Source organism: Xenorhabdus sp. PB61.4, assembly GCF_963894935.1.
Taxonomy (GTDB): domain Bacteria; phylum Pseudomonadota; class Gammaproteobacteria; order Enterobacterales; family Enterobacteriaceae; genus Xenorhabdus; species Xenorhabdus stockiae.
Genome location: NZ_CAWQJR010000099.1, coordinates 1 through 2,521, shown reverse-complemented (window position 1 = coordinate 2,521; position 2,521 = coordinate 1). Strand labels below are relative to the sequence as shown.

The window sequence follows — 2,521 nt, the reverse complement described above, 5'->3', positions numbered from 1 at the left end:
TGATGTGGTTTTTAAAGAGGATTATTCACGTATTGTTCTGGATGGAGCCATTGAAAATTTAGCGTTATTCCGACGCATCGTATTGAATATGGTAAAACAATGTGACTGTGGAGCTCCCAGCCAAAGAAATAAACTCAAAAAAGCAGGCTGGAGTGATGATTATCGTGCACAAGTGTTCTTTGGATAGATATCAATCAAAGTATGCTCGCGCCCTGACCAAACGGCAGTGTCACATGGCTTTGCCGCTTCCTGTTTGCTCTTAATTTATAGCGAATTGTGTTATTGCTTAAATTGCATCATTAGTTTTATTTGTTGCATATATTGCAATAACATAGCTGTGTAAATTATCAGCATTTGAGGTTAGCTATGAAAGTCGATAACAAAGCTACCCTACAGGCACAGAGCGATAAGCGCAGTGATTACCCGCTGCGAGTCGTGGGCTTTGATGAGATGGCGCTATCGGTGATGCTGTTACAGAAAGGTCAGGTGATCACGGTGACGGGAAAGGCTTCTTACTGGCAGGGCTATCAGTTGGCTGCTTCCTTAATTGCTTAATGGCTATACGGCTGCCATATTTTCGGTATTATTCGTTATGCTCACATCATTCAGAATAACAATACGTAAGGCGAATACATGGACAACAAGATCATCGAAATCCTCCAGTACGAGTTAAAGAAAGGAACCGGCAGTCAGTTTCATGAAATTATGGTAAACGTCAGCGTTCCATTGCATCGCTCACAGGGAATTGATGTGGTGAGTTTCGGCAACTCGCTACATAACCCCGATTGTTATTATCTTATCCGGGCATTCGAAGATATGAACGAACTGTCGGCTGTACAGGCCAGATTTTATAAAAGTGACGCATGGATAAACGGCCCCAGAACAGGGATTATTGAGAGAATTGATAAGAGTGTAAAGACGGTTATTGAAATGCCTGCATCAGCTATCAATGCCTTACGAATTGAGTAGCACCAGAAGACAGCCCTCTTTACCCATACTAAAAAGCAGAGTTCAGCCAACCCAAAATTATTGGGTAGCCTATCCACGTAGGCAGGCTGAACAATCACTTCAATAGGTTTCGCCGAAATTCATCACAATCCCCCCAGCTTAGAACGTTAAACGTACGAACCTACTCACTACCGACGATATTCGTCGTTATTCACCTGATCAACCTCTTGATTTACACAATCCTGATATATTGAAAAATGTCATGGTTGGGATGATTCAACATGAAAATAATAATATAAACCCCTACAGTGATGAGCAGATGCAAGCTGGGATTAATGCCGCTATTCATGATGCCCGTTGGTCGGGGTTACGAAATCCCCAAATACTCAGGAAACAGCGCGCTCAATATGGCTCTAATAATGCTATTACTGACGGAATAGATGGAGTAAATGATAAAAACGTGCAAACCCAGAAATCTCAGCCTCCTGAGAAAAAATACCGTCTTTGTACGGTAAAAAAGACTATGAACCCACAAAATTGGGGGTTGAAATGGCAGAAGGCATGGCGAAAGCAGTGCGAGATGCTTTTAGTGATTCGCCACTTAAGTTGGAGGTCATTTTAGTTAATGATAAGACGGGAGAACGCCAACGATTTCAGTCAAAGCCTGGGGGAAAAGTGACAACTTCCATGCAGCAACCTTGATTTGATTGTTTTTTGCTCAAAAATGTTACTTTTATTATATTATTAATATGGTAACTCACATTGAAATTTTCTGTCGGAGGGAGACAAGTGCTAAAGAAAATAGCTGCTTTCTTGTTTCTGGTATCAACTGTGGCTAGTTCTGCCAGTTTCGATTGCGCAAAGGCAACAAGCAAGACTGAGAAGCTGATTTGCGCCACGCCTATCCTGTCTCAGGCTGATGATGCCCTACTTATCGCTTATACTCACGCAAAAATAGCTACAGGTAATAGTGACGGTTTTAAAGCATTAGTCAGGCAAAACTGGAAGCTACGTGAGAAAAATTGTGATACGGTCAAATGCCTTCAAGATTGGTACAGACAATCATCTGAAATATACCATCGAATTGCAGCTACCAGAGAAGAAGGTGAAAAAGCCAACAGCACTTATTTTTACAATACGTCAGCAAAATTTAAAGGCACTTTAAATAGTGAATCTGAGGGCTTTCCGTCATTAAGATTGGATCGTCTTATTTCTGTTTCACCTAGTGATGGTGTTTACGATGAAACAGAACCTTTTGAGCATGGTGTTGCCGTGATGCAATTGGCTATGACTAAAAAAGAACAATGGAATATCTTTGAAAAACTAATAGGAAAGAAAGTGTCAGTAACATGTAATTTATACCATGCAGTTACGATACATCATAAAACTCCAGTAATGTGTCTTGTTGAGAAGATAGAGTCTATTTGAACAATGTATTAATTTTTTAAGTGAATCAAGCCGCCTAGTACTACAGTCGTAACGATTCCGTCATCAGGCGCTTTGCCTGGTAGCGGTAGTGACATTGTTGCGCATAGTATTGATGTCGTCGTCGCCAATCTGACCAAGATAAAAT

The 2,521-nt window shown here is 40.9% G+C and carries 5 protein-coding genes; all 5 read left to right on the top strand.

Features of this window, described 5'->3' with window-relative positions; translation table 11 throughout:
• A partial coding sequence (locus tag AACX68_RS06035; RefSeq protein WP_370630337.1) for a transposase occupies nucleotides 1-187 on the top strand: 187 nt, incomplete at its 5' end.
• A gap of 179 nt (nucleotides 188-366) precedes the next feature.
• Nucleotides 367-555 (top strand): hypothetical protein, encoded by a 189-nt coding sequence (locus tag AACX68_RS06030; RefSeq protein WP_228860823.1) that lies wholly within the window; start codon nucleotides 367-369, stop codon nucleotides 553-555.
• Nucleotides 556-633: 78 nt separating this feature from the next.
• Nucleotides 634-969 carry an NIPSNAP family protein gene (locus AACX68_RS06025; RefSeq protein WP_092520982.1) on the top strand — a complete coding sequence of 112 codons (336 nt, stop codon included), beginning with the start codon at nucleotides 634-636 and terminating at the stop codon, nucleotides 967-969.
• Between the two features lie 241 nt (nucleotides 970-1,210).
• Complete coding sequence (locus AACX68_RS06020; RefSeq protein WP_228860822.1) at nucleotides 1,211-1,570, top strand: hypothetical protein; 360 nt, start codon at nucleotides 1,211-1,213, stop codon at nucleotides 1,568-1,570.
• Nucleotides 1,571-1,737: 167 nt separating this feature from the next.
• Complete coding sequence (locus AACX68_RS06015) at nucleotides 1,738-2,376, top strand: DUF4431 domain-containing protein (RefSeq protein ID WP_228860821.1); 639 nt, start codon at nucleotides 1,738-1,740, stop codon at nucleotides 2,374-2,376.
• The last annotated feature ends 145 nt before the right edge of the window (nucleotides 2,377-2,521 follow it).

Excerpts from the sequence above, each read along its gene's own strand:
- AACX68_RS06030 (WP_228860823.1), top strand. The coding sequence starts at position 367 with ATGAAAGTCGATAACAAAGCTACCCTACAGGCACAGAGCGATAAGCGC.
- AACX68_RS06025 (WP_092520982.1), top strand. The coding sequence starts at position 634 with ATGGACAACAAGATCATCGAAATCCTCCAGTACGAGTTAAAGAAAGGA.
- AACX68_RS06020 (WP_228860822.1), top strand. The coding sequence starts at position 1,211 with ATGGTTGGGATGATTCAACATGAAAATAATAATATAAACCCCTACAGT.